An 11,516-nucleotide genomic window follows, 5' to 3' on the forward strand; every position below is an offset into this window, starting at 1 on the left:
AGCGGGACGCCGTGGCGGCAGGAAAACCCAATGTCAACACCACAACCCGCACCACCGGCGAGGACTTCGCCGTCCCCACGACCAACATCCGGCCACCGTGGGAGACCGAGGCCCTGCCCGACTGGGTCGACTACTTCCTGATCCCGCTGCTCGCATCAGGACAGAGCTTTCCGAAGGAGAAGGCGAACGAGAAGCTCTGCGGAGAGCTCTGCCTCGCGTGGGTGGAGATGCGGAACCTGCTGCTGGAGCCGCTGGAACTGACCGGCACCGCCGTCAAGACGATCTCGGACGCCTGGGACTCCCCCGTCAAGCCCGACGCGTTCGCACGGATCGCCGAACACTACGACGACAAGACCGGGCTGCTGGCCAAGGCCGCCGCCGCCAACTCCTACGCGGCGCAGACCGGCTACTACGCCCAGGAGCTGCAGTACACCAAGCTCACGATCATCATCACGTTCTGGATCACGGTCAGCGCGATCTTCATCGCGCTTCTCGCGGCCGTCGCCAACCCGTTCGTCGCGAGCACGGTCACGTTACTCGCCCGGATAGGCGTCGTCCGCATCGCACAGCTCCTCCAGCGCCTCGCCACGGCCGCGGCCCGCCCCCTGTCCGGCGCGTGGGGCCGCGTCACCAGCCTGGCCAACGCCAGGAACGCCGTGTATTTCAAGGAACTGTTCGAAGAGACCGAAGAGATCCTCGCCGACGCCGGCGCCCAATGGAAGCAGATGCAGCTCGGCACCCGCGACCGCTGGGACTGGCAGAAGACTGGGGCCGCCGCAGTCGGCATGGTCGCCGGCACGCTGGTCGGCACCAAACTGGGCGACCGGACATCGCGCCTGGCGAACAGCCTGCCCGGCATCAGCCACCTCAACCGCCGCGCCGGTGACGCCCCCGGCGTGGCCAACGCGTTTCGCCGCTTCCCCGGGCGGGCTCTGGGCACCGGCCTGAACAACATGGTCGCCTCGCCGGTCGGCAGCGTCCTCGCCAACGGGCTGGTCTACGGGCAGTGGTCACCCCCCACCGCCGAGTCCTACTACGGCGGCTTCGCCGCAGGCGTCGGAAGAACCAACACCATCGCGCCCACCAACGTCAGCGTCGTCACGGCGCCGTTCAGACTCGTCTCCGCGCTGGCGGCGGCCGGGAACACGACACCCGGCGGGTCTGGGCCCGGGGCACCTGGGTCGGGGTCGCCGGGATCGGGGTCGGGGTCGCCCCGCCCCACCGGTCCGATGCCGCCCGCCGCGGCCTCTCCCGCCGCCGCACCGGCCCTCGCCGGAGTCGGCACGACGGCCGGCGCCACCTCCGACCTGCGCCAACCGGCCGGTGTGGGAGCCCGCTCCGGCGGAGTGCAAGTCGCCGACACCTCATCCCCCGGCCTCGCCGGCCTACGCGACGCGCAGGCGAGAGCCGACCAGGACACGAGCAGGAACGGCCAGCCGAACGACGCGGGCCGACGCGCCCCCCAGAGCGGCGACACTCCCGCGAGCCAGGCCAACGGCGACAGCGCACGCCGTACGGCACCTTCGAGCACCCCGGACGCGACCCCGCCCAAGGCCGACGCCCCGGCCACCCAGAACGGCCGCACCGCACAGGACACCCAGCAAGCAGGCCAGAACGGCCGCACCGCGACGGACACCCCCGCGGCCCAGAACGGCCGCACCGCGACGGACACCCCGGCGGCCCAGAACGGCCGCACCGCGACGGACACCCCGGCGGCCCAGAACGGCCGCGCCGGGTCCGACACCCAGGCCGCCCAAGAGGCAGGCCAGAACGGCCGCGCGAGTGATAGTCGGCCGGTCGCCGACGCAGGCCAGAATGGCCGCGCCGCGACGGACCCCGGCCGGACCGGCGACAGCCCGACGGCGCAGAACACCTCGGCCGCCCGCGAGACCACGCCCGCCGCCCAGAACGCCGGCGCCCGCCAGGCTTCGCCAACTCCGCAGGCCACCCCCACCGGCCAGGCCGACACCACGCCGACGACCGCCGACAACGGCCGCCAGACCCGCTCCGCCGACACAGCCACCCCGTCTGCGCCCATCCCGATCACTCCCGCCCACGCGGTCGTCTCACCCACGCCCACAACCGCCACCTCGGACAACGACCGTGCCGACCGGCGGGACCCCGCCAACGTCCTGCTCTCCCGCTGGGTTCGTGACGCACATCAGAGCGACTTCGACGTCGTGTACGGCCGTACACTCCCCGGCTCCAAACTGAGAGGCTCCGGCCGTCCGGACGACCGGTCCGACGTCACGGTCGACGAGGTCAGGGCCAGGTTCAACACCGAAGCTCTCCGCTCCGAACTCGGCGTGGACGACTGGCGTTGGGTCAACGCCGACACGCTTGTCGTCACCACCCCCACCCTGGGCGAACAGTACTTCCGCCTCGAAGTGGGCCACGTCATCGACGAACGGACCGGCCGCACACGGGTGCGCGCGGGCACCAGGGACAACCCCCATCGGGTACGGCTGGCGCCCCGCATCCCCGCCGAACAGCTGACCAGGGCTCTCATGCACGAGGTCAGCGACGCCCTGCAGCGCAGGGCGGAACCCCGAGACGCCCGCAGCGCGCTCGCACGCCTGGCCCCGGGTCGCTTCAGTGACCGACTCGGCGGCAGCCTTGGCCGCCGCGACGAGTGTCTGACGGCGCGCGAACGCGACCGCGCGTTCCTCGCCAGGCGCGTGGACAACTCCACCACCGAATCAGAGCGGCAAGAGTGGCGTGGTGAACTCGACATCGTCGACAGTCACCTGACCGAACTCGGCCATCCCCCGTCCTCCTCACCCGAACCAGTGCGGAACGTCGGCCGTTCCCTCACCGACCTCGAGGCGCGGCACGCCGCCGAGCAGGACGCCGTCGCCGCGCTGCGGCGCACCCTGCGCGGCCAGGTCGCGGAGCTCCACCATGCCGCGGAGGATCTGGGCGAGCTCGCGGCGAACGCGAACGCCAACTCGGCCCGTCTGCTCGCGAGGGCGATGGCGGCCCTGAGGGCCGGCGACAACGCCCGGTACGAGGAGCTGTCCAGTAGGTCGGAAACGCTGGCCCGGGCCGCCACGTCCTACGACTCGGCCGGCATGGAGGCGGAAAAGGCGCGGCTCGCCTACGAAAGAGCCCTCGATCAGGGCACCGGGCGCCCGGATGTCGTCCAGATCATGAGGGCTCAGGAGGCCCACGCCCAGTATCGCCGCGTCCTGCAGCACGAGGCGCTGCCGTACCGGCTGATCAACGAGAGACCTGCGGCGGTGAACGGGCGGGACACTTACGCGGACAGGCTCAGGCAGGCCTCGTCCGACGTGCTGCGGCTGTCGCACAGGAACCTCGACGCGGCCAGGTCTGTTGGGGAGGGCCGCAACGACGGCGGCCGGTTCCTCACAGCCGCCGACATCTACTCCGAGGCTGCGTCCACGGCCCGGCAGGCGTCGAAGGCCTACCGCACCTCGGTCGAGGCCCACACCCCCGCCAACCGGGACGCCGCGCTCAAACGGGCCGACAACCTGGAGCTACGGTTCCGTCAGCTCATGTCGGACGCGCTGGCCACCGCGGACACACGGGTCGCCGATGCCGTCAGGCGGCTGGACACGGCACGTGATGGACGGCAGGAAGCGGCCTCACTGCTCAGGCAAGCGCTGGTACGGCAGGCCGACGCGTACAGCGCGGCGGCTGAGAGCCACGGCGAGTCGACCACGGCCTACTACACGGCGGCGCGGCAGGCGTCCGAGTGGGGCGCGGAGGTCGCCGCGCGCGGCGACCTGAACGCCGCCCTGCGGTACGCCAACACCGCGCAGGAACTGAACCTGCACGCCGAGGCGCATAACCAGGTGCGACGGCACGCGGCCGGGACACGCCACGCATATGAGCGTGCCGTGGACGCGGTACGCGCCGTCGACATCGACGGCGTCGACCCCGCTCATCTCGCGGAGCGGGTCCGCGCGGCCGAGGAGCGCCAGCGCCGCTACGAGGCGGCGCTGGCCACCGCGCCGTCGGCCTCGCCGCCACCGGCCATCCCACCGCGACCCACCGTCCCACCCCAGCCCGCCTACCCACCGAAACCGTCCGCGCCACCGAAACCGTCCGCGCCGCCGCGACCCACCGCACCACCACAGCCTGCCTACCCACCGCGACCCACCGCGCCGCCGAAACCGGCCATCCCACCGCGACCCACTGTCCCACCCCAGCCCGCCTATCCGCCGCCGCCGGCCTATCCGCCCGCGCCCACCGCGCCGCCCGCCATGACCGCGTGGCAGCGCGTGCGGGAGGCGGCGGACCGGCTCAGCCGGGACGAAGGGCATGCCGCCACGATGGCGATCAGGCATGCGGAACACGCGGAGAACGCGAGGAGGGAGGCCGCCGAGGAGACCGGGAAGGCGCAGGTCGCCGCCACGAAGCACAAGGACACGGACCATGCGGAGCGTTCGCGCCGCCACATGGCCGAGGCCGACAAGAAGGCGACCGACGCCGCTCGCCACGACCGCCTGGCGGCGGGGTACCGGGCGATGCGGGACGCGGCCGAGCAGGCTCACAAGGACGCGGTGGCGCTGCTGGCCGCGTTGAACCGCGACACCTCCTCAGTGGAGGCCGGCCGGGCGCGCCAGACGTACGCGGCGTCCCGCGCCGCGTTCGAAGCGGCGCGCGACGCCGCACTGCCGCCGCAGGTGGCGCAGCGCATGATGTTCCTGGACGGAAGGCTCGCCAACCTCGACGCGTCGACCAAGGCGCTCAACGATCTGCTGGCGCGGCATGGAGTGGCGCACCGATACACGCGGGAGGAGTTGGACGGCGAGATCCACAGAAACTTCCGACGGGTGATGTCGGAGGGCGGGGGACGCATCCGGCTGCCGGGCGGGAACGGCACGATCGTCGAGGTCAAGCTGCACCTGGCCGACCTCAGCGAGGTCGCCGATCCGCCGTACAACCACTCGGAGAGCATCACCGGCGGTTTCCAGGAGGGCGGCGGCTCGGTCTCCCGCGCCCACCAGACGTCCCGCGGCCTCAGCGGCGGTCTCAACCTGGTCCAGGTTATTCGCCCCCTCCTGCAGCTGAAGGGCGTGATACTGCCGAAGTTCCTCGCGATGGACGTGAACGCCGGGCAGGGATGGAGCCGGTCGGCGAAGATCAGTACGGAAGAGCGCTTCACGCGGGGTGGTGTCGCGGCGCTGCGTGGTCCCACGTCGATGTGGGAGTGGGCGCAAGTGACCTTGGAGATGCGGGTCCTGGCCGACGGGCAGTGGTCCGATCCGGTCCGCGTGACCGGCCCGGAGGCGCAGCGGGGGTGGATCTGGCACCCCCTTCTTGAGCATGCTCCCCGGGAGGTGGTGTATCTACCCGAGGCTCTTCGGCGGCCGGGGCCGTTCCCTGACCACATGCTGCGGGATTTCACCGGCCTCCAGGAGTTGGCCGACGCGGTGGCGGACCGTCTGAACGCGCCGGTCGGCGATCCGAGGCGCACCCAGGTGGACCTCCTGGTGGTCGAGGAACTGCGCAACATGCTGGCTCCCGCGATCAACAATGCCCAGGGTTACACGCGTCCCATCCTGTCCGAGGGCGAGCAGACGGAGAGTCTGACGCTGAAGGTGACTCCGCACCTCGCCTCGGCCGTCCCCGTCGGCACCGCCTCCGACCGTGTGTTCTGGGAACGCGTCACCGTCGGCTTCACGAGGTCGGCTGAGGAGACCGCGACCACCGGGTCCCGGAACTACGGCGTCTCGGTAGCAGTCCAAGGGCTGCCCTCTGACGTGGCCAGGGCGTCGACCGGGTACAACCGCCCCACGTCGACCACCACCGTGGACAGCGCGGGCGGGACGGCGATCCAGCCGGACGTTCTACGCAAGGCCGGCTACACGCAGTTCTACGTGATGGACGTGGACGTCGCGGCGACGCTCGGGAAGGTCGGCGGCCCGACGTTCCAGCCGATCGTCCAGCGCAGCCAGGTGCTGGTCGCGCTCTCCGTCGAGGAAGCCCTCGCACTCGGGTTGCCGGTGGACCGTGACGCGGTCGCCGGTCGGCGACCGGACGGCACCGTGGTGCTCCGCGGCGAGGACCCCCGCGTCGAGGCTCCGGACGGGCGACTCGGCCGGCCGGCGCTCTGGCTGGGCGACGGGGACGGGCAGACGCGGGGCCTCGGCCCCGGGCTGGTCAAGAAGGTCACCGACGCGGAGAAGCTCTTCGCCGAGACCAAGGCGAAATTGCAGGCACGAGGGCTGATCGCCCCGGAGGTCGACGGGGTCCCGCAGTACGACGCGGATCCTCTGAAGGCGCAGGCCCAACGGATCAACGCGGAGCGTCTCGACGGCCTGCTCCCGATGGGAAACCAGGAGTCGGCGGCCGGCGAGCGGCTGGCCATCGACTACAACATGGCCGCACAGGACGGCGTGGAGATCCCCCTGGTCTCCTATGAGAAGGGCCGAGGGGTCGCCTATGAAACCCTGCGCGTACGGCTCACGCAGGACTGGCAGTCCTTCGTCTACCAGGGCAGGTCATCCGATGTCGTCGTCGTGCTCTACATCGGCTCGGACGGCTCGACCCGGGTGGTGTCCAAGTCCCGAGCGCACGTCGCACGCGCCGATGCCGGTCTCAACGGCAAGGTCGAGGGCGCGGGCGTCAGCGCGGGCGCCGGAGTGAGCCGGCGCGGAGCCACGACGCACACCACCGCGGAGAGCGTGATCGTCAACGGGGTCACGCTGGTCGAGGGCGAAGCCGTGGCAGGCGCGCTCAACCATACGGCGCAGGTCGACCTGATCAGCGCCGACGGCTCTCGAACCCCGCTCGCCGAAGGGAGGGGCACTGCCGAGCTTCTGATGCTCGCCGGCACACTTCCCTACGCCGACGATCAAGGCACTGCGCGCGAGCCGGGTCCTGCCCACTCGACGTCGCAGGAGATGCTGCGCAGGGCCGTCGTCATCCACGCGGATATGAACAACCTGGCCGAGGCTCTAGCCGACAAGGCCCCCCACCCCGTCCCCCGCAGCGGACCTCATTGGCAGCGTCTGTCCAACGAACTGTCCCACCGCTGGATCGTCGCCCATCCCGAGCTGCTCTTCCTCACCCACGAGACCACCATGGAGGTCGACCGGCCCCTGCTGGGCAGGACCACCGTGCCCGCCTCCGTACGGCTGGCGCCCGGTGAATCGCGCTTCCATGGCGTTGTGAACGCGGTCGTCGCCGACGGCAACCTCACCATGCGCAAGCGCGAATCCTCGGCCGCGAAGACCACCGCCCACGCCGCGGATGCCGGCTCCGGAGCGACGGTCGACGGGCAGGGCGGCGACGGCAAGTTGACGGCGTCCACGTCGGTGACGAAGAGCAGGGCGGAGAACGACATCGGCGGCGCCGAGCGCCTCCTCGTCAGCGATAAGAACTACGCCTTCAGCATGGACGTCGCGATCCACGGCGACATCGACGGCAAGGTCGTGACACACAACGGCCAGATGATCTATCTCGTGTCGGAGTCGGACGCGCTCGAAAGCTGGACGAAGGGGGAAACCCAGCTTCCCGGTCACCAACTCGCCGACGTAGCGGAACGCCTGCTGAACGGCACCCTCAAGCTCGACCGCCGGATCGCGGTGAAGTTCGCCCAGCAGTACCTGAAGCAGTTGAAGGCAGCGGCGGACAGCGCACCCGAGGGGCACACGCGAAAGCGGTTCGCCGAAGTTCTCATCAAGCTTTTTCCCGACGCGCAGGCGATCCGGGCGGTCGGCAGCGGCCTGTGGACCGGAATGCTGAGAAACGTTCGCAAATTGGAGGCCAATCCGCCCCGGGTGACTCTGCCGCAGAGCTACACGGACAGCGTCAGCATGAGCGGCGTGCAGAGGACCAGGCTGCGTGTCAAGAACGGCAGCGACACCGAGGTCGACCTGGTCACGGCTGTCAGGTGGGCGATCGACGACCTTGTTCCGGGCGGCCTGGCCCAGAACCCGGAGGTGCGGCGCACGCTGGCGCTTCAATTCGCCCATAGGCGCTGGTGGAACCAGCTCAGGGACATGACCGACCCGGACACACCGCCGACGGCGTACAGCCTGCGAATCGGCAACGTGACCGAAGAGATCGACGTCACCATCAGGGCGAAGCTCCGCGCCCCCGTTGAGAAGGGCGGCATTGGTGACGCGGTCGCCCTCATCGAACAGCGGTACGGCTACCAGCAGGAGACCGTCGGCGAGTCCGTGAACACCGGTCTGGGCGCGAGCGTCGGAGGCACGGTCAGCGGCGGAGGCGGCGCCGTGAACACCGACCGCAACCACACCGGCTCCAACTCCCGCAGCGACCAGCGTATCGACCTCCAGCGATGGGCGGCCTTCGACTTCACGCGCGTCGTGCAGGAGATGGACATCGAGATCATCGTCCAGCGCCGGAATGACCCGCGCCACAAAGCCTCGGTCATCCTCACCGGCGAGCTGGAGAGAGTCGTCCCCGCCGTGCTGGCGACGCCTGAGAGCGCGTCCAAACCTGTGGAGCCCGTCCGGCCCGACCCGCGCGCCCATGAACTGGGAAGGGGATTCCAGACTCAGATCACCACCGCGAACGGCCTCGTCGACGTCGTCGCCGACGGCCTGAAGGGGGTGCTCGGCTCCCGCTTCGATGAGGCGGAGCGCCGTACGATGGCCCGCCAGCTGACCGGCGAACGGCGCGACGACGCCTTCCGGCACATGACCCATGAGCAGGGGCGCCGCGTCTACTCGGCCCATCGTGGCGACGATGTAGTGACCGTCTATGTCCGTGCGACTCCTTCCGAGCCCCACGTGGTCGCGAGGGGCATGCCGGAAGTCGAGACCGGCGATGTCGCCCGCCGCGCCTTGACGGAGGGCGTGTCCGCCGGACACGGCCGGTTGACACCGGTCGGTCGCAACGCGAACGTCGCCCTCCCTCCGTTCAAGGTCGGCGTCAGCGGAGGCGAACAGGTCGGCGACGGGATCTCCACGGGATACGGCGGCCGCGACGAGAACACGCTCTTCGTCAAAGGCGACTCCTCGCTCGTCACCTGGCAGGTCCTCTACGAGGTGCTCATCGAGGTGACGACCGACGGGGGGAGACAGGTCAAGGAGAGGTTCGTCCTCCCCCGCACGGTCACGGGCGAGGCCACCGTCGTCATGTCGGACCACGCCCTGAACGAAGCGCTGGCCACCGCGGAGCGCACACCGCCGACACGGCCGGACTGGCCCGAAAGCGCCGCCGCCCCGGGCGGCAAGCCGATCTCCCTGGCGGACGTGCTGGCCGGGCAGGCCGACCAAGCCCTCACGTCGAGGGCGAAAGCCGGACGCGTCATCACCCTCACGGCCGACCTCCCGGGCCGACCGTACGGCCAGATCGACCAGGCCCGGTTGATCGCACGCCAGTATGGGGTCGAGGTGCTGATCGGCAACTACCGGGCCTACCCGAACGGTAGGCTGCGCCCGATCAACCCCAACGACGGCGGCTTCACGGCCCGATTCGCCACGCTGCCTTCCACGCTCATCGACCTGGCCGATACGCACGGCATCAACCTGGCGGCGCTCCCCACCGTGGACGGCCGCACCCTGGCCGACGAGGTCAGGTCCGAGCTGACCCGCCGCGGCGTACACCCCCCGGGCCCGTCGACGGCTCTGCCACCCGCCAACACGAACGCCCCCAACAACGGCGACAGGAGCGGCGGCTCCTACCCGACGGGAAGCAGCGGCCTTGCCGGGCGGCCGGTGCCAGGCACCATGTTCGTCAACGACGGGCGGCCAAAGGAGGTGAGGGACCTGGCGGCCCGGGACGCCCTCGATCGCTTTGAAGCCGAGGTCGAACCGAGTGACTTCGGCGACGTCCCCCTCGAGTGGGAACGGGTGACCAAGGACACGCTCCTCATCGACGGAGAGTACTTCCGCTTCAGCGTCGGCCCGGTGGACGGCGGCAACCTCGGCCGCCCGCAGGTCCGCTCGGGCACGCGGAAAGACCCCCACCTGGTGGTCCTGGCCCCCCGAGTCCACTCCGACGTGGCGGCCCGGCTGGTCTTACACGAGATCAGCGACATCTTCCAGCAGCTTCACGGGCCGGACACGTCGATCGCCAGGCTGAGTGGCCACCCCGACGGACGCGACCACTGCCACACCGCGCGAAGCAATGAACTGCGGCACCTGGTGCGGAAACTGGATATGTATCCGCTGGATATCTATCCGATGGAATGGAGGAAGTACAGCCACGAAATAGACCGCCTCCTCGCCGAACTGCCCGGCCTCGCCAAATACGACGCCAGCCTGCACGGCTACCGCCCCCTGCTCAACATGAGCGGAGCGCCGGAGGCGGCAGGCACCCTAGGCCACCCCACAGTCGAGCCGGCAGCGAAATTCACCTACCGGGACGCCCTGCCGAAAGGCATCACGCCCGTGGCGGGGCCGTTCTTCCGCGGCGGCCCGTTCCTCATCGAACTTGGCGACCGCAGCAGAGAGTTCTACTCTCGGCAACGTCACCCGGAGTTTAGCGTCAAGCACCCCTTCGTTGCCGGATCTGTCCTCTCGCAACTCCGCAGCGCCGGCTTCCAGGTGATCCACCGCCAAGGCGAGCAGGTTGTACTGCGCTCCGCGGACGAGAAGATGCCATTGCTCGCGGTGATCGAAAACGGCAAGTTTGACGCCTTCTACGCCAAGGTGGAGCTGGACAGCGAACAGAAGCGGCTGGTTGATGCGGGGCGGCTCCGGGTTGTCAACGGTCGCCTCGGTTTCGAGTTGGGCGAAGGCGGGCTCTACCTCCAACGCAGGAGGGACGGCAGGGTGACCCTGGTCGATGTCTTCCACAATCCGGTCTCCTCGGTCTTCAGCCTGTTGGAAATGCGGGCCGCCACGGCCCCGAGCGAGGTATTGGCGAGTGAGCCCGTAGAAAGACACCTCCTGGATCTCGGGGAGATCGGGCTGCACATACCGGGATTTCAGCAGATCGGCACCACCCAGTTCTTCCTGGGCGGTCCATTCCTGATCTCCGAGTCCGAAACGAGTGCCCGTCTCTTCGTGGCAGCGGCCTCCCCTCGGGCGGGTGCGGAGCCCACTCAGGTCTATCGCGATGCTCAGGTCCATCACGATGCGGATGGCTGGACGGTGCTGGGCTTGAGCAACGGGACCATCACCGTCGTGCAGGGCGGGAGCACCGTCATGGGCGACAGGGTTATCGTCGTGCGTGGCGGTGCTCCTGGGCGCCACTTCAGGCCGCCTGCGACCTCGGGACCGTTGAGGGACGCCGAGGTCACCGGCGGCAGCCGACAGCATGGCCTCCACCTACGCAATCGCTGGCTCTCATGGACCCAGCACGCCGAAGCCCCTCATATGCGCGATCTTGAGGTGCACACGCTCCCGTCGGATATGGCCGCCTTCCACTCACCCGGTTTGCGAGCGGAGGACCTCGGAAGGTGGAAGCCCTTCCCGACCGCGGGTTTGGATACATTCACCCAGCACCTGCTGCGAGGCGATCACGAGCTGGTCGGCGTCTGGGGGCAGACCCATGACCGCCTGGCCGCCCCCCTGGCGATGATCACCGCACTGAACGACGTGGCGCCGGGCTTTGACCGGATCGTCATG

At 69.9% G+C, this 11,516-nt stretch carries 1 protein-coding gene; it reads left to right on the forward strand.

The window, feature by feature from the left end; translation table 11 throughout:
* Window positions 1-11 precede the first annotated feature (11 nt).
* Window positions 12-11,516: WXG100-like domain-containing protein (locus BLQ73_RS32370; protein WP_176955409.1), on the forward strand; the 11,505-nt coding region annotated here is incomplete at its 3' end.

Origin of the sequence: Sinosporangium album (genome assembly GCF_900100605.1) — a bacterium.
Classification (GTDB): domain Bacteria; phylum Actinomycetota; class Actinomycetes; order Streptosporangiales; family Streptosporangiaceae; genus Sinosporangium; species Sinosporangium album.